Source organism: Clostridium sp. TW13 (assembly GCF_024345225.1).
Lineage (GTDB): Bacteria > Bacillota > Clostridia > Clostridiales > Clostridiaceae > Inconstantimicrobium > Inconstantimicrobium mannanitabidum.
In genome coordinates this window covers 813878-830571 of sequence record NZ_BROD01000001.1, presented here as the reverse complement: position 1 = coordinate 830571, position 16694 = coordinate 813878, and the positions used below count along the sequence as shown (strand labels likewise).

Below are 16694 nucleotides of genomic sequence, written 5' to 3'. Positions count from 1 at the left end.
TCACCTCTCATTTTCAACTAACCAAGATTTAATTATGTCTGCTACCTGTTCTGGTTTTTCTGTTGCATATTTCTTTATTTCTTCCTCGACATGATTCTTTTGATTCTTAGTTTCGAAATTAATTGGTTCAAATACTTCTTCTGGTTGTACTTTTTCATTCAATGTAACATCTAATAAATGTTGTTTTTCCATCTCTTCTTCTTCTAATGCCTCTTCTAAATCACGTTTTTTCTTTAATTTTATTATGAAGAAAATAATTCCTCCTAACAGAACTACTCCAATTCCACCTAAAATCATATACATCTTTGTTTTTGCAGCATTTTGTTCATCTAATTTAATTTGATCAAATTCTTTTTGTAGTTGTGTCTTTTCTGCTTGATTATAAGCCATTCCAACAACGCTAATCTGATCTCCTCTATCCTGCTTATATCCAATTGCTGATTGAACTAAATCTTGAATTGCCTTTGTTGTGGCAGCATCCATTTGTCCATCAACTACAACTGAAGCAGTAATTCTTTTCACTTCTCCTGGTGCAGTAATAGTTTTAACCTCTGTATTTCCAACAGTATATGTTGTATCATTTTCTTCTTTAGTACTTGTTCCATTCCCATTAGTACTTATAGTGTTACTCATGTTATTATCTACTGTACTACTGCTATTTGTTGTAGTGCCCGAACCATTACCATTAGTTTCCCTTATAGTCTTTTGACTATTAATTACTTTATTTGGATCTGGTGTTACTACAGTTTTTTGAGTTGAATCAAAATCCATATCTACAGTAACTTTCGCTGTAACTTTTCCATTACCTAATACTGGTTGTAAAAGTTCTTTAATATTCTTCTCTAAACCACTTTCATAATTGCTTTCTAATGTTTTCTGCTTTTCAACTGTTTGAGAATCAGCATTCTCACCATTTTCAGAATATAAGTTTTGTGATAAAAGATTCATTTTATCATCTACAACTTGTACATTTTCTTTTGGTATGTTTTCAGTACTTGCAGAAACTAGTGCTACTATAGATTTTACTTGATCCTTACTTAAAGTTGCACCTGCTTTTATTTTAATAGCAACCGAAGCCTTTCCTGGTTGACTATCTTTCACAAAAACTGAATCTTGTGATGGCGTTATATGTACTATAGCACTGTCTACATTGCTAAAGCTCTTTATTGTCTTTTCGATTTCACCTTCTAGCATTCTTTGCTTCTTTATTTTAAATTCCTCATCAGTCATTCCAAAAGAACTTTGACTGTCCATCAATTCATACCCTACACTGCCTCCAGATAACTCAGGAGATAATTTAAGCTTTAATTCACTCGCCTTATCTTTTGCTACATAAATAGTATTTCCATCAACCTTATAATCAACTTTCTGATCTGTCAACTTAGAAATTATCGTCTGTGAATCTTTAGCTGGAAGGTTAGAAAAAAGGACAGCATACTTATTAGACCTACTTATAAATATAAGTGAAATCAATCCTATCAAAACAGCTGCAATCCCAATTATCAAAGCTATTTTCATGGATTTCTTTAATCCACTTACTTTTTCTCGTATCTTCGTTATTATTCCTTTTAGTTTGTCCACTTAAAAGCCTCCTTAATATTACAATTGAATCTTTGATATTTCTTGATAGGCTTCTACTAACTTATTTCTAACTTGTATAGCTAAATTCACTGACATGCTAGCTTCTGTTGATGCTAACATAACTTGATGAATATTTACGCCATCTTCACCTTTTATTAATTTATTTGCAAGAACATCAGAATCTATTTGCTTTTGATTAACTTCATCTAATTTAGACTTTAAAGTTTCACTGAAACTTTCTATAGGGCTCCCCGTAGATGTATTATTTTCAGTGCTTTGCTTTGTATTAAATATCTCTGAACTAGGCACAAACCTATTAACTATCATTTCTTAATTCCCCCTACGTATACTTTACTCTCCACTACTTTCCTATTTCTAATGCTTTCATGAACATGCTTTTATTTGCATTCAATGTATCTGTATTCGCATCATATGATCTTGTTGCTGCGATCATATCTGCCATTTCATTTAATATATTTACATTTGGTTTTGTAACAAATCCATCTGCATCTGCTTCTGGATTTGTAGGATCATATTCTTTTCTTAAGGCAGATTTATCTTCTTCAATCTTAACAGCTTTTACACCATTCATTCCCATAGCATCATCTAAGTTTTCTTGAAAAACTGCTACTTTTCTTACATAAGGTTTCCCATCCGCACCTTTAGTAGTGTTTGCATTGGCTATGTTTGAAGATATTGTATCCATTCTAAGTCTTTCTGCTGAAAGTCCACTGGCACTTATTCTTAAAGCTCTAAATAAATCACTCATATTCTACTACCTTCCTGCAATTATTGACTTTGTAATATTTAATCTATTATTTGCTTCTGTAACTAACGCATTATACATCATTGTATTCGCAGCCTGATTAACTTTTTCTACATCTAAATCTACGTTATTGCCATCAGATCTCATACTTGTACTATTATCTTTTTGCACAGTAATTGTCCCAAGACTATTTGAATCATCTTGCACATAACCATCCTGCTCCATATCACCAGTAACATCTTTAAGTGAATCTTCAAATGATACATTAGACTTTTTGTAATTTGCTGTATTAATATTAGCCATATTGTTAGATATAACTTGTCCTCTTATTGATGTAGCATCAAGTCCTCTTTTAATCAAATTATAAGTATATGTATCTGAATCTATCCTATTAATACTCATAATAGTTCTCCTTCCTTAAACTCTATTTTATTATTATTTCTATATCACTATATGTATATAGATATTTTTTGCTTAGCTACTTTGATTATCATAATATATTATAATACATAAATATTATCTCTGTATATATTAAAATTTAATTATTTTAATTATTTTTATTATTATATAATAGTAAAAAACTAAATTTTTGCATACATAAAGAATGTTTGTCGTTTCTATATTCCTTTTTTTATATAAAAAAGCAAGAATCATCCTTTATCTGGAGAATTCTTGCTTATAGAACAAATTACTTTATGCCTTGTAATATTTGTAGAACTTCTTGTGGAAAGTTATTACTTTGCGCCATCATCGCAATGGAAGATTTGACTAATATGCCACTCTTGGAATATCCTAACATCTCCTCAGCTAAATCAGCATCTCTTATGCTACTCTCTGCCCCCTGCAATGTCTGCTCAAATTGACCGGAATTATCAGTTGTTGATTCAAATCTTTGTTGTAACGCACCATATTTGCCTCTTACTTGTATTACTTGCTTCAAAGCATTATCTATTGCTGACATATTAGAATCTGCTTTTGAAGGATCTGTTACATCTAATTTATCTAGTGTATTGCCTTTTTTATCTCCAAGTAAATTTGCTTTTAAATTATACATTGGAATTTTTATATTTTCACCAACATTAGCTCCTGACATCATATTAAAATTTACAGGATCATCTGTCGAAAACGATCCTTTATTATCCAATAACTTCACACCATTAAATTCTGTATCTTTAGATGTGGTATTAACATGATCCTTTAATTGATCAATTTCCTTTTGTATCGCAGATAATTCACTTGGAGTATAAGAACCATTTCCTGCTTGTACAGTAAGTTCTTTAATTCTATCTAAAGCACTAGTAATGGAATCAAGTGCACCATCAAAAGTTTGCATCATTGATGCTCCATCTTGAGTATTCTTTTGAGCTGCTTGAAGTCCTCTTATCTGAACTCTTAAAAGTTCACTCTGTCCAATTTGACTTGCACCTTCCTTAGCAGAATTTATCTTACTTCCTGATGAAATTCTTCCTAAAGCTAATGATTGCTCTGATAAATCTTTAGTATACGTTCTATATATATTTAAAGAATTTAAATTATGATTTAATCTCATATGCTCACTCCACTCTTTTAAAATAATTCACAAAAATCTTCTATATATATCGTTTATAAATTATATTTCTTAATATAAATCAATATATTAATTTTTATTTTTTGAAGATGCCTTATGCTCTTCTATCTAAAAGAGTTCCTAGATTAGGATCAACAGCCATATTGGACATCATTTTGTCTATTGTTGTTGATGTTTCATTTTCTGAATTCATAGCCATTTTCATTACTGATAAATCTACTGCATTAGCTATTGAATTTTGACTCATAGCCATTGATAGTGCTCCAACATCCATTAACCTCACCTCCTTTACTTCTTATAATAGTTAATTACTTTATTAACAGATGTAATTACATCTAATATATCTTGCTCTTTCATTGATGGAAATAATGGTAAAGTTATTATTCTATTATAATACTCTTCACTTTCTTTACATAAACCTGCTTTGTAACCTATTCTTTTATAATACGGATGTAAATACACAGGTAGATAATGCACATTTACACCTATATTTTCTTTTTGAAGTGCTTCAAAAATTTCTTTTCTTCCTACATTTAATTCTTGTAGATTTAATCTGATTACATATAGATGCCATCCTGAATTTGAATACTCATGCTCAAAAGGTATCTCAATTTCCTTTATATCTTTGAATGCCTCATTATATCTTCTTACTATTTCTCTTCTTCTTGCAATAAAAGCATCTATCTTATTTAATTGACTTAATCCTAAAGCACAGTTAATATCAGGAAGTCTATAATTATATCCAAGTTCTAATTGTTCATAATACCAAGGCCCATGATTTTCAACTAGTAACGATTCTTCTCTTGTAATACCATGAGATCTAAAAAGTATTAAATTACTATATAACTTCTCATCATTAGTTACTATCATTCCACCTTCCCCAGTAGTTACAGGTTTTACCGGATGAAAAGAGAATGTAGTTAAATCTGCTTTTGTACCAACCTTTTCACCTTTATATTCGCTGCCTAAAGAATGAGCTCCATCTTCAATAACAATTAAATTATATTTTTTAGCTATTTCTTTTATTTTGTCTATATCTACTGATTGACCTGTAAAATCTACAGCTACTATTGCCTTAGTCTTGCTTGTTATCTTTTCTTCTATTTTGCTTACATCAATGTTTCCCGTAGCAGCCTCTATGTCTGTAAAAACCGGTATCCCCCCACAATAAAGAACGCAATTTGCTGAAGCAGCAAAAGTTATTGGCGGAACTATCACTTCATCACCCTTACCAATACCTGCAGCCAAACAGGCTACATGCAAAGCTGCAGTTCCATTTGATACTGCTACTGCATATTTTACTCCAACATATTTAGCCACAGCTTCTTCAAAAGCCTTCACTTTAGGACCTGTAGTTAAATAATCTCCTCTAAGTGTATCTGCTACTGCTTGTATATCGTCCTCATCAATGGTTTGTCTTCCATAAGATAAAACAGTTTTCCTTATAGGTTCACCACCATTTATAGCTAATTCTTTCATACTTTCCACCTCTATTTTAAATTTTACTTATTCTATTAAACAACCATATAAAATTTAAGTATCTGCAAATCCGCATTAATACTATAAATATTTATATATATAACTATTTATCTTTTTATATGGTTATATAGTTATCTATAAATATATTTTAATATATAAATTTTAATTAATACTCTATTTTATATTAGAGTTAATAAGTAAGCACTAGGAGAGAATTATGAAGAGGTAACAACTTTAATCTTTGTCTATAGTTCAAATCATTAAAATAATCCTTCAATTTCCCGAACAAGTTTACTTACACCATTAACATTAACCAATACTTTCTGCTTTTCTATAATATTCATTCTCAATTCATTATTCTGTATAGCTTCCATTAATAAAGCTTTAATATTACAGTTTTCTAATTCATCTGAATTTATTGCATCAATAATGACGCCTTGTCCTTTCATTATGTCAGCTAAAAGTTCTTGATTCTCTGCCACAACTATTCCTATTGTTGGCACTCTCATGGCACAAAGTTCGTATAGAGTAGAGCCACAAGCTGCTATAGCAATATCACACTCAATCATTAATTGAGACATATTTGCATCCTCATGCAAAATAATATTATGTTTTTTTTCTGCAATTTGCTTTAGCTCTATTTTAATACTTTCTTGAAAAGCTTTGCCTATAACTACATGAATAGTTTGAGAGCACTCTGAAATCTGGTTAAGTATTTTTACAGTATTAAAATCTTTATCCATACCACCTAGAGTCAATAGGATATGTTTTACTTTTTTTCGGATTTCCTTCTTATTATATGTTTCTCTAAATTCTTTTCTTAACATACAAAAAGTAGTTCCTAAAAAAAGCTTAGTCTTACTGTTTATATTATTAAAATAGTCCATATTAGGAGCATACATATTTTGATTTATTATAAAATCTACATCCATCTTACCTTTATTTACATCATCTACATAGCAAGTCAAATCAAAATATGGTTTTAACTTCACGAAATACTCTTCGTTTACTTCATAACTATCTGTAATTAAAAGTTTAGCTTTATGCTGTATCTGTAATTTTATAATGTCATTAACAACATCATCTTCAGATATTTTAAGAACTTTAAATCCACCCTCTTGTATTTTGTCAATTCCAGCTTTATATTTTTCTTGTATCTTAGCAATTCTACAAAGAAAAATCACTTCATGTTTTTTACTAAATTCCTCTGCTAAAACCAGCATCCTCATTATGTGCCCAAGTCCTATAAAATTCCCACCATCTGCTCTGATAAAAATCTTCATTTTTAATTTACTCCTAATTACTTAAATAATGGACTGGATTCTATTGTGTTATATAGATTTCTAAAGTGTTTTTTTGTATCCATCAATTCTGCTGCTCTCTTTTTAGCCTTTTTGCTTTTATCATCATAGAAGTTTCTATCATTTATATATTTATCTGCTACTTCTAACATTTCATCATAATCATCAACTGTAAATTCATCTTCTACAAGAATTGATACATCTCCATGGTTTAGAGCTAATACAGGCTTTGATTTATACATAGCTTCTACAGCTGAAGTTCCGCCTCCAATTCTATTGGGATTTATATACAAATCTACTTGCTCAATGCAGGCTAGTATATCTTCTTGAAATCCCAAATCTTTAAAATTATCTTTTAAATTAATATATTTTAACTGATGCCTTTCACTGAGATTATACCCTCCGATAGAAACAATAAATGCGCCTTTTAAAGCTAATTTATCTAAAATATCTAAAAACTCTTCATCTACTTCTCTTTGTAGTCTTCCTCCTATCATGGCTATTATGAATTTATCTTCTGGTACAGTAAACTCTTTTCGTGTATATTCATGCTCTTGTGCCTTCAAATCAAATGTAAATAAACTTTCAATCAAGGCTTCTTTCTTATTCCCTTGAGAAATCACCTGATTATAATCATTTTCTGTTGGTTTACGTCCTATGACAAAGAATTGCCCCTTAGAAGGGGGTACAGCATATCCCCCTGCAGTTGATATTGTAACTGTAGGAACTATCTTTGAACTCAAGTCTGCTACAACACTATTACCACCTATATTAAATATCATATAAGGTTTATATTTTTTAACCAAGTTCAATATATTTATACACTCGCTTACATCTGGCATTGCACAATTGGGTTGATAATATGGCACTTCTATATCCTTGTATGGAAACTTATCCAACTTAGTATATTCAGCAATATTGCTTCCAAAAGTTATGTTATTCATTGCTACAATACCTCTAGCAGTCAATAATTCAGCAGTATTTATAAGAATAACTCTTTTATTCATGTACTTAATCAAACTATAGCACCTATCTAAAGCTGTTTTGGTTGGTCCATGTTCTAGAGTCAAAAATTGACTTGTAATAACAAACACTAAATCTTCATTTCTTTTCTTTTTAGGTATAAACTTATATTCTCCAACATTTTGAGAGAACTCCTCAAATACTTTATCATATAACTGCTTTTGCAATTCTCCCCGCACTGCATTACTGATATTAATATCAGTAAAACCTGCAGATATAAGCTGATACCTAATAAAAAATCTATTATTAGCATCTAAAGACTTAGAATTGATAGCAGTATTTAATATCATTTCTGCATATTCAGATTTTTTAAATGTATTTAATAGAAACGAGGATAAATATATTTTTAATAATTCATTAGCAGCATTAAACTTTTCACAAATAGTTTTTTCTATATTATCTATAGTATTTCTATCTAAATCTAAAATATATTCTTTAATCTTATTTGCCTTATAATCAACTTTATAATAGTTACTTAGTAATTCATCATAATCATCACTTATTTCCTCAGCAGAATTTAAAAAGTTAGTTAACTTACTAAATGAAAATTCAAAATCCGCTAATTGATTGAATATATTACTATAGTTGCATTTCTCCCACTTTTTCAACGAATACAAATTAAAGTTAAGTTCACATACATTGTCATTGTTTGATTTAGCAGTACATTGATTTACTTCTGTATTATTATCAAAAATAAATGAATTATAATCCCAACTGTGCTTTTTATGCAAATCCAAAATAAGTTTTTCTATATCACTAATAATACTTATTTCATACTTCTTCGGATTTTCTTTTAATATTTTCCATAAAATAGGTTTTAATTCTATATCACCAGCTGCTTGGATATCTACATTATCAAACACATGCACTTGATACTTCCACCCATCAAATCTTTCTAATATATTCATATGATTATCAGCTGAATCATGGTATAAGGCTAACAATACCTTTTTATCATTCATTTCTTTTCTCCAATCACTTTCATTGTTTATTCTATATTATTAATAGTATAAACTACTCTTACTCAATCAAGTTCCATGCCATTGGTGTTCCTTTTTTAATATCCTGCTTTGCTTTTTTACCAAGTATATCTTTAATGTATTTTGTTTCTAATCCAAATCCCGGTCTTATACTTCTAAGATTATCTTCAGTAAATACTTCCCCTACTTTTACATCCTTAACTATAAATAGACTTCTTGAATGTTCTCTTGAATTTCTTTGTTTTTCTGTTAAATCATAAGTTACTTTTCCTAAAGCTTTTTCTACTATTCTAATATTATCTACCATTTCTTTAAACTCTTCTGGCTCCATTGAAAACTTAGAATCAGCACCACCATCAGCTCTTCTTAATGTCATATGTTTTTCTATAATATGAGCTCCCTTAGCTACACCTGCTACTGAAACACAATTTCCCATTGTATGGTCTGATAAACCTACTACGGCATTAAAAGTTTCTTTCATATTAGGTATAGTATTTAAATTAATCTCTTCTACTGGCGCCGGATAAGCTGAAGAACATTTTAACAATGCTACATTCTCATTGCCCATTCTTTTACAGGCATCTATAGCTTCTTGTATATCTCCCATTCTTGCAATTCCAGTCGACATTATTACTGGCTTGCCCTTTGATGCAATATACTCAATAAATGGAATATCATTTATCTCAAAAGAAGCTATTTTATATGCTGGAACATTCATTTCTTCTAAAAAATCTACCGCTGAAAAGTCAAAAGGAGATGAGAAGAAAACTAATCCTTCCTCTTCAGCAACCTTCTTCAATTTAGGCTGCCAATCCCAAGGAGTGTACGCAGTTTGATAAAGTTTATGTAGAGTTGTTCCATCCCAAATAGTTTTTTGCTTTATTTGAAAATATTCATTGTCACAATCTAGGGTTATTGTATCAGGAGTGTAAGTTTGAAGCTTTATTGCATCTGCTCCAGCCCATTTTGCTTTCTTAATTATCTCTACCGCTCTATCATAATCTTGAAGATGATTGGCAGACATCTCTGCTATTATAAAGGTTGGTTGACCTTCACCTATCTTTACTCCATCTATTTCAATTAACTTATTCATTTACTTCACCTCGTAAAATATTTCTTTTTTTATTATCGTTACCTTATACCTAATTCTTTATTCTAATAACAAAGTTTAACTATTATATAAAAAATATAGCTGCTCTAATAGAAGTAACTTCCACTAGAAACAGCTATATTCTCTACATAGTTAACCCAACTAGTTTAAAATCTTCTTCTGTATCCACACTTAAATTTATTTCTTTATTCTTAAGATAGTCTTGTTCACCTTTAACTACTCCAACCTTAAACTCCTCTTTGTGATTATAGATATATAAAGTTACATGTTCTCTAAATTGAGAGTATTCAGTTCTATGTATATTTTCATTGCTACAAGCAATAGAATATACCTTTTCTAAACTTTCCTTTGAGAAAACTTCTGTATCAAAGCCCCTTTGGAAGGTATTAGGTACATCTAGTCTAACATAATCATAATTATACATTAGATAGTGAGTTATAACGTTATCACAAATTATTGGATTTATCAATGGACAATCTCCAGTCACCCTTACAATTACATCACCTTTATACTTATCAGAAGCAAGCTTATATCTTTCAAGTACATTGTCTTCATCACCTCTAAAAACTTCTATACCTAAAGTTTTCACATACTCAGCTAAAGGATCATCTATACTCTTATTCGAAGTTGCTAAAATGACCTCATCTATATATCTGCTTCTTTTTAATGCTTCTAAGGTATAAGTAATCATAGGTTTTCCCATAAGATCCTTCATTACCTTTCCTGGTAATCTGCTAGATCCCATTCTTGCTTGAACAATACATAAAACCTTCATAAATATTCTCTCCTAACTTTAGATTAATTCTTTTATCTCTTTTAAATTGACGACTTCATCATCTGCTTCAAATTCAATACCTAATCTCTTGCTTATATGGTCACCATTTTCCCTTATTATTCTTATTGTTCTCAATCCAAGCTTTCTTGCTCCAATAAAATCTTTAACAGGATTATCTCCTATATAAACACATTCATCAGCAGATACCTCAAGTTCCTTCAACATTAGCTTGTATGGTTTCTCATTAGGTTTCCAAAATTCCCTGCCAAGTTCATCAGTAAGAACAATACAATCTACATATTTATTAATTTCTAATGCTTCAACCTTATTCTTCTGAACTTGAACACATCCATCTGTAATTATCCCCAACTTATAACCAGCATTCCTTGCCCAAACCATAACTTCTTTACTGTCATCATAAAGCTTTAATTTAGGTTTTGAAGCTCTATATATATCAACTAAATCTTCGATTTTCTCATCAAAACCATGTTTATCACAAATTATATCAAAAATCTGTCCTCTTCCCATGGTATCAAGAATTATTGTCATCTCTGTATATATCTCTTCAAATGATTCATTGTACTTATTTCCAAGATAAGCTGCAACTTCTTTAAAAGCTCCCAAAACATACTCTTTTTCATAATACAAAGTATCATCTAAATCAAAAATCAAAGCCTTTATCAACTTTTTCACCTACTCAATATAAATTGCTTCATCGTATCTAAGCATTGTAACTTCATCAAATTCATCTACATATTTTAACTTTTTACCATCTTTTATTGACATTATTGCCATGCCATAATCTGCTCCTGCTTTAAAAGAAAGAGGAACTCCTCCACCAAACCGAGGGTTAATCTCTAATAAATATATTTCATTGTTTTTATCTCTAAAAAATTGTATTGTCAGTGGTCCCACAGCTGCCAAACCAACACTATCCTTTGCAGTATTAAGATGTTTAATTACCTTCACAGTTTCATTTATAATTTCTACATCTCTTGTAGTGGAACTCTTTACAACTTCACCTGCTCTTACTTCAAGTCTTTTTCTAGGGACTATATATACTGGATTTCCACTCAAATCTACTAGTGCATCAACAGTATATTCTTCGCCTTCTATGTATTGTTGTACTATAGAATTCTTAACGTATTGACTAAAAAACTGTACTTCCCTAATATTATTTGCTTTAAAAACATTAGAACTTCCCATTCCGTCCTTAGGCTTTATTATTACAGGTAATTCTGCACCAGCAATTTCCTCTTGTGCATATACCTTAGGTACTTTTACATCTGTTTTTTTAAAGTATTCATACGTGTAATATTTATCCTTACATATATCTAATACTTGTTTACTACTTAATAAAAGTAAAGTCCCTAAATCTCCAAAGCATTTTCTTTTTTCACATAAAATTTTAAATTCTCCTTCATATAAAGGTACTAACACATCTACTTTTTCTTCTTTACATATAGCTAATAGACTATTAATATATTTATCTTCTTCACTAGCTTTAGGAATTTTATAAAATTTATCAACAAAAGATTTAGCTGGAGTTAATTCTCCAGCATCCACCCCTATTATATTGAAATATTGCTTTAAATACTTTATTAATTGAACTCTCTTTCCAATAGAAGTTATTAAAATATTCATACTTCAACCTTTTCCAATCATTAAATTAATTTTAGTTGTATTTTGGGTATTGATATAAACCAAGAATATTTAACTCATGTCTTAATTCTTCAACAGACAACCATTGTGAGTTTGTTCCTGAATTATATTCAAAGCCATCCTCCACTTTTTCACCGCCTGGTGTCATATAATTAATAGAATTCCACCAATCAAAAACAGGATAGATAATATAGTGCTTTTCATATTCGTAAGTATTTCGAGAATCATCTTTAGTTACCATAACTTCATGTAACTTTTCTCCTTCTCTAATACCAACTTCCTTCATTTCCACATCATTAAGCATAGCCTTTGCTAGGTCAGTAATCTTAAATGAAGGTATTTTAGATATATAAGTTTCTCCGCCTCTAGCTTCTTTAAGAGCCTTAAAAACTAAGTCTACACCTTGATCTAAAGTTATCCAAAATCTAGTCATACCATAATCAGTTATAGGAAGTTCTCTCTTACCTGCTTCAATCAATTCCTTAAAGAATGGAATTACAGATCCTCTACTTCCTGCAACATTTCCATATCTAACAATAGAAAATATAGTACCAGCTCCACCAGAGTAAGCATTACCTGATATAAATAACTTATCTGATACTAGCTTTGTACCTCCATATAAATTGATAGGGTTAACTGCCTTATCAGTAGAAAGTGCTACTACCTTCTTAACCTTACAATCTATAGCTGCATCCACTATATTTTGAGCTCCATGAATATTAGTTTTTATAGCTTCAAAAGGATTATATTCACAAGCTGGAACTTGCTTCATTGCAGCTGAATGAACAACATAATCCACTCCATCAAATGCTCTATAAAGTCTTTCTTTATCTCTTACATCACCAATAAAAAATCTTAATTTATGTACTTTATCAGGAAACATAATTGAAAACTTTTTTTTCATCACATCTTGCTTAAACTCATCTCTTGAATAAATTATTATCTTCTTTGGATTGTACTCTCTTAGCACTCTTTCTGTAAATCTATTTCCAAATGATCCTGTGCCACCTGTAACAAGTATCGCTTTATCTTCAAACATTTCTCTACCCCCTACTTATTTAATTTTGTATAACGCTGTTTATTGAAACTTGTGCTTGCTCTAAAATAGGTAATATTTCATAATTAAACAAGTCTCCTACTAAAGTATAATCTTCATTTTCTAATGCTTCAACTATTTCTTCTAATTTTTGATTTATTGAATCCAAAGAAACTTTGCCTTCATGAAACTCTTGTGTTAAATCAACAACATTCATCAACCATTCTATTCCATCTGCAACCAAAGGAATATATCCACAGCCTTTTTCTTCCTCACCTTCTTCTATAAACTTCACCAAGGTGTTAATTCCACCTTTCAAATTATCTATATACTCACTAGCGGTTTTAAGGGCCTCTATTTGTTCATTCATATTACTGCCTCCAATTTCTTTATCCTTCCAAAAAATATTATATTATTTTTATCGACTAATTTAATTTATTCTTTAATGTAATTATTTAAATACTGACTTAATGACATATGAACCGCTCCATCAATAAGAGCTCCCTTACTACAGTTAATGAAACTTATAGATTTACTTTCATTTATAATAAGTTCTATCTGTGCTTTAAAATAAAGATATCCTTCTGTTGTTTCTAACATCTTTCCATCAATACTTTTAACAAATTTATTCACACCAGATTTTCTGATAACATCTTTAAATCCATAGGTTGCTTCAAAGGTTTCTGTATGAGATTTGTTTTCTAAGAAAGCTAAATCTTGACCTAATAATATTATTTCCTGTGCACCAGATTTTAATGCTATATCAATCGCAGCTACTGCAACTGTTTTTCCTGTTCTTATTATTACTTCATCTTCTCCAACACTATTATAAAAAATATATCTAGGACCATTATAGGCTTCTACAGCCCATCTAGAAGCTGTTGATAAAAAGCATAACGAGATACCACTATTTTCATAATCCCTCAATTGATTTTTCACAATTTCTTTCCCATCGATTATGACAACTGCATCTGGTTTTATTCCTTTATTCATCAAACTTCTCAAAGCACTTCCTACTGAAATAATATTGAATCTTTCTCTATTTTCTTTTAATAAATCTAAATCAAAATCTAAAGAAGGTCCTGCTGCTACTATTATATAAGGCTTATGACTATTTACTTGTGTAAAATCATCTATTAGTTCTTTAATGCTCTTAGCATTAATCTTACTGTTATAAATATAATTTTCTTCTAATAAACTGCCATTATCCTTAATCCATTGTTTAGTAATCAAATATCCTTTGATTAACATGTATAATTTATCATTAGTTTCACTAATTGTTTCCAAGGATGGCTTATGCACTATAATATCATTAACTTTCTCTAAATATGAAGAAAGTTTTTCGTAGAAATCCTTTTGAGTACCACTAATTATTTTTATATTTTTCTCTATAAACAAATCTGCATTTACCATCTTACAAGCCTCAATTAAATCTTTGTTCCATTCAAATATATATATCTTAGTGCCATCTGTAATATAATTCAAAATACAATTAATATGATAACCTAATCCTAATCCATATATTACGATTATATTATTTTTAATAAAGTGAATATTATTTACAACAAATTGTTCACTTTCCTTAATGGGATCATACTTACTATGTATATATTTATTGTTATATCTCATTGTAAGCACTCCTGTTTTGCTTTTCTCTAACTCCATAATTTATTCTTCTTTCATCTCCATTATAGTTTTTTCAACTTTTTCGTAACATTTTTCAATTACAGATTTTAAACCAGAATATATCGCTTCATTTTTATTAATATTTTTATTAAAAATCTCCTCCTTATTATCAGAAGATGTTATAATAAATTCCGACTTATTTTCGATATCAAACATAGTGTTGAATAGTATAGTATCAATCAATGTTATACTTGCTATACCTTCCCTTATCTTGTTATCTATCTTATCTAATTGTTCTATATTATAGCTTAGCTTATTTTGATTTTTCAAATAATAATTAGTTTTAAAGTCGCCTAAAATTCTTCTTCCTTTATTACATAATAATATACACTCTTTAAATATTTCTAAAGTTTTCTCAAGCTTATTAATTATATCTTTTTTTCTATTTTCATTTCTTAAGAACTTTTCCATAGTAACAATTGGCTCTTTATCCAGTTCAGATAAAGCTTCTTCTAGTGTTTTATTTTCAGCACCTTTTATATTAGCTCCGCCTTCTGTAGCATTAATAAATCTTGTATCAGAAAAGGCTTCAATTATTTCTTCCAAAGCTAACCTATATCCATTTAAAGTTAGACTAGTTCTAACTTTATTTCCGTAAATATCATCCACATAGATATCATTATCTTTTTTATAGTCATTAAATGTCATATTCTGCCATTTGTTTTTAGCAATATCTGCATGACCTTTTTCCCCTGTATAAGCTAAATCTTGACCTATAAAAACAATTGGATTGCATCCCATATAAGCAGCAAAAATAGTCATTACATGGGCCACAGATCCTCCTCCAGACAAAGTTATAATATCTTCTTTCCAAATATCATTTATAAATTTATTATTTGTACTAAATATCTTGTCCCCTTTATGCTCTTTAACAACTTTTGGGTTAGTTCCATCATAAAATACTAGAGGACATTTTACATTCCCAATTGCTCCATCAACTAACTTGTAAGACACTTCTCCGGGATCTATAACACATAGGCAAGTAGGTTCTATATTTTCTTCAAGTAACGGCTTTAATGTTCTCCCTCCACTAATAATCAAAGCATTTTCCACACCTTTAAGTTTTCCTATATTCTTGTTTAATGAAGGTCCTGCCGAAACTATGATAGCAGGCTTATTCTTGTATTTCTCATAAAAATCATTTGCTGGAGTACCTTGCGCCATATATTTTAAATTTGCTAACAAAGATTCAAACCAATCTTCGCCAAAAAATATAGATGTATTTCTATCTGCCATTATTCTTTCTGCTTCACTTTTTATAATTGCGTAAATATATGCAAGATTATCTTTATAAGCCCTATCATATTTACAATAATACGCAATCTGTGTATTATTTACATTCATTTGATTAATATATTCTCTGAAAAACTTTTTTACCTCTTCCTCCGTTTGAGCTATTGTTATTCTAGGATTATTTATTATCTTACTAATATGTTCATCCTCTTTACAATAATTTATTAATTCCTCATTTATCTCAACAATCAATATTTTACTTTCATTTTGTGTTAACTGTAATAACTTCTCAATATGTTCTCCAAAAGACAAACCAAAAACTATATAATTATCTTTATCGGTAAATTGCTCAAAACTACTTATAAAACTTTCTATTTCTCTAGCATGATTATACTTGCTTCCTATGTATTGTTTTTTTCCATCTATCTCAACTTGTAGTATTTTATATCCATCTTTAGATCGCTCAATATTTAAACTCATAATCTCACTCCTTA

Annotated in this window: 17 protein-coding genes; all 17 read right to left on the bottom strand. The window is 29.7% G+C overall.

Features of this window, described 5'->3' with window-relative positions:
• The 17 genes from fliF to OCU47_RS03815 all read right to left on the bottom strand — a co-directional run bounded on the left by fliF (nt 1) and on the right by OCU47_RS03815 (nt 16680).
• The gene (fliF, locus tag OCU47_RS03895; protein WP_261827280.1) at nt 1–1581 is read right to left on the bottom strand and encodes a flagellar basal-body MS-ring/collar protein FliF; all 1581 of its coding nucleotides are present in this window, start codon (nt 1579–1581) and stop codon (nt 1–3) included.
• Nucleotides 1582–1599: 18 nt separating this feature from the next.
• Nucleotides 1600–1908: a flagellar hook-basal body complex protein FliE gene (gene fliE, locus OCU47_RS03890; RefSeq protein ID WP_261827279.1), complete on the bottom strand. Its 309-nt coding sequence runs from the start codon at nt 1906–1908 to the stop codon at nt 1600–1602.
• Between the two features lie 34 nt (nt 1909–1942).
• Complete coding sequence (gene flgC / locus OCU47_RS03885; protein WP_261827278.1) at nt 1943–2350, bottom strand: flagellar basal body rod protein FlgC; 408 nt, start codon at nt 2348–2350, stop codon at nt 1943–1945.
• 6 nt (nt 2351–2356) lie between these two features.
• Nucleotides 2357–2749, bottom strand: coding sequence for a flagellar basal body rod protein FlgB (flgB, locus tag OCU47_RS03880; protein WP_261827277.1), 393 nt, complete (start codon nt 2747–2749; stop codon nt 2357–2359).
• Between the two features lie 286 nt (nt 2750–3035).
• Entirely contained in the window at nt 3036–3896 is an 861-nt protein-coding gene (locus OCU47_RS03875) for a flagellin N-terminal helical domain-containing protein (RefSeq protein ID WP_261827276.1), read from the bottom strand.
• Between the two features lie 112 nt (nt 3897–4008).
• On the bottom strand, nt 4009–4188 hold the full coding sequence (locus tag OCU47_RS03870) for a YjfB family protein (protein WP_261827275.1): 180 nt from the start codon (nt 4186–4188) through the stop codon (nt 4009–4011).
• Nucleotides 4189–4202: 14 nt separating this feature from the next.
• Entirely contained in the window at nt 4203–5393 is a 1191-nt protein-coding gene (gene pseC, locus OCU47_RS03865; RefSeq protein WP_261827274.1) for a UDP-4-amino-4,6-dideoxy-N-acetyl-beta-L-altrosamine transaminase, read from the bottom strand.
• A gap of 260 nt (nt 5394–5653) precedes the next feature.
• Nucleotides 5654–6676, bottom strand: a complete 1023-nt coding sequence (gene pseG, locus OCU47_RS03860; protein ID WP_261827273.1) for a UDP-2,4-diacetamido-2,4,6-trideoxy-beta-L-altropyranose hydrolase — start codon at nt 6674–6676, stop codon at nt 5654–5656.
• A gap of 17 nt (nt 6677–6693) precedes the next feature.
• The gene (locus tag OCU47_RS03855) at nt 6694–8679 is read right to left on the bottom strand and encodes a glycosyltransferase (protein WP_261827272.1); all 1986 of its coding nucleotides are present in this window, start codon (nt 8677–8679) and stop codon (nt 6694–6696) included.
• Nucleotides 8680–8737: 58 nt separating this feature from the next.
• Nucleotides 8738–9790, bottom strand: coding sequence for a pseudaminic acid synthase (gene pseI, locus OCU47_RS03850; protein ID WP_261827271.1), 1053 nt, complete (start codon nt 9788–9790; stop codon nt 8738–8740).
• Nucleotides 9791–9932: 142 nt separating this feature from the next.
• Nucleotides 9933–10583, bottom strand: coding sequence for a cytidylyltransferase domain-containing protein (locus tag OCU47_RS03845; protein WP_261827270.1), 651 nt, complete (start codon nt 10581–10583; stop codon nt 9933–9935).
• Between the two features lie 18 nt (nt 10584–10601).
• Entirely contained in the window at nt 10602–11267 is a 666-nt protein-coding gene (locus OCU47_RS03840; RefSeq protein ID WP_261827269.1) for an HAD family hydrolase, read from the bottom strand.
• A gap of 9 nt (nt 11268–11276) precedes the next feature.
• The gene (locus tag OCU47_RS03835; RefSeq protein WP_261827268.1) at nt 11277–12227 is read right to left on the bottom strand and encodes an ATP-grasp domain-containing protein; all 951 of its coding nucleotides are present in this window, start codon (nt 12225–12227) and stop codon (nt 11277–11279) included.
• A 31-nt stretch (nt 12228–12258) separates the two neighbouring features.
• The gene (gene pseB / locus OCU47_RS03830) at nt 12259–13284 is read right to left on the bottom strand and encodes a UDP-N-acetylglucosamine 4,6-dehydratase (inverting) (protein WP_261827267.1); all 1026 of its coding nucleotides are present in this window, start codon (nt 13282–13284) and stop codon (nt 12259–12261) included.
• Between the two features lie 19 nt (nt 13285–13303).
• Entirely contained in the window at nt 13304–13651 is a 348-nt protein-coding gene (locus OCU47_RS03825; protein ID WP_261827266.1) for a DUF8042 domain-containing protein, read from the bottom strand.
• A 65-nt stretch (nt 13652–13716) separates the two neighbouring features.
• Nucleotides 13717–14946 (bottom strand): motility associated factor glycosyltransferase family protein, encoded by a 1230-nt coding sequence (locus OCU47_RS03820; protein ID WP_309297429.1) that lies wholly within the window; start codon nt 14944–14946, stop codon nt 13717–13719.
• A 3-nt stretch (nt 14947–14949) separates the two neighbouring features.
• Complete coding sequence (locus OCU47_RS03815; protein ID WP_261827265.1) at nt 14950–16680, bottom strand: motility associated factor glycosyltransferase family protein; 1731 nt, start codon at nt 16678–16680, stop codon at nt 14950–14952.
• Between the last annotated feature and the right edge of the window lie 14 nt (nt 16681–16694).

Excerpts from the sequence above, each read along its gene's own strand:
- OCU47_RS03845 (WP_261827270.1), bottom strand. The coding sequence starts at position 10,583 with ATGAAGGTTTTATGTATTGTTCAAGCAAGAATGGGATCTAGCAGATTA.
- OCU47_RS03825 (WP_261827266.1), bottom strand. The coding sequence starts at position 13,651 with ATGAATGAACAAATAGAGGCCCTTAAAACCGCTAGTGAGTATATAGAT.
- flgC (WP_261827278.1), bottom strand. The coding sequence starts at position 2,350 with ATGAGTGATTTATTTAGAGCTTTAAGAATAAGTGCCAGTGGACTTTCA.
- OCU47_RS03870 (WP_261827275.1), bottom strand. The coding sequence starts at position 4,188 with ATGGATGTTGGAGCACTATCAATGGCTATGAGTCAAAATTCAATAGCT.
- flgB (WP_261827277.1), bottom strand. The coding sequence starts at position 2,749 with ATGAGTATTAATAGGATAGATTCAGATACATATACTTATAATTTGATT.
- OCU47_RS03820 (WP_309297429.1), bottom strand. The coding sequence starts at position 14,946 with ATGGAGTTAGAGAAAAGCAAAACAGGAGTGCTTACAATGAGATATAAC.
- pseB (WP_261827267.1), bottom strand. The coding sequence starts at position 13,284 with ATGTTTGAAGATAAAGCGATACTTGTTACAGGTGGCACAGGATCATTT.
- OCU47_RS03875 (WP_261827276.1), bottom strand. The coding sequence starts at position 3,896 with ATGAGATTAAATCATAATTTAAATTCTTTAAATATATATAGAACGTAT.
- pseC (WP_261827274.1), bottom strand. The coding sequence starts at position 5,393 with ATGAAAGAATTAGCTATAAATGGTGGTGAACCTATAAGGAAAACTGTT.
- pseG (WP_261827273.1), bottom strand. The coding sequence starts at position 6,676 with ATGAAGATTTTTATCAGAGCAGATGGTGGGAATTTTATAGGACTTGGG.
- OCU47_RS03855 (WP_261827272.1), bottom strand. The coding sequence starts at position 8,679 with ATGAATGATAAAAAGGTATTGTTAGCCTTATACCATGATTCAGCTGAT.
- OCU47_RS03815 (WP_261827265.1), bottom strand. The coding sequence starts at position 16,680 with ATGAGTTTAAATATTGAGCGATCTAAAGATGGATATAAAATACTACAA.
- fliE (WP_261827279.1), bottom strand. The coding sequence starts at position 1,908 with ATGATAGTTAATAGGTTTGTGCCTAGTTCAGAGATATTTAATACAAAG.
- pseI (WP_261827271.1), bottom strand. The coding sequence starts at position 9,790 with ATGAATAAGTTAATTGAAATAGATGGAGTAAAGATAGGTGAAGGTCAA.
- OCU47_RS03835 (WP_261827268.1), bottom strand. The coding sequence starts at position 12,227 with ATGAATATTTTAATAACTTCTATTGGAAAGAGAGTTCAATTAATAAAG.